General features: G+C 67.2%; 1 protein-coding gene. It reads right to left on the bottom strand.

Features of this window, described 5'->3' with window-relative positions:
* Nucleotides 1–259, bottom strand: a 259-nt coding sequence (locus ACNEUN_RS06305) for a hypothetical protein (RefSeq protein ID WP_463631587.1), incomplete at both ends; no start/stop codon positions are given.

Genomic DNA, 259 nt, shown 5'->3' with positions numbered 1-259 from the left:
ATAATCTTGCGCGCCAGCGTTTCGCCCTCGATGAGATTCATCACGAACCCTCGGCCCGCGCCGTCGGAAGGCCGCAGGACCTCGCGGACAGCGGGAACCGGAACTCCGGCGCTAGCCACGAGCGCGATGACCTGTGCCTCGAGTTCTGGTCCGGCGGACAGATCACCCGGGCGTTCGCCCTGGGGCATCCTGCGAAGGATGAGCTGTTCCACACCGCCGTCCCGCAGATGCGCACCGAAGGCCCAGGTCTCCTGGCTGG

The sequence above is a fragment of the Gardnerella sp. C0684A1 genome (assembly GCF_055326835.1).
The sequence above is the reverse complement of the archived record's forward strand: the minus strand, read 5'-3'. Positions and strand labels throughout refer to the sequence as shown.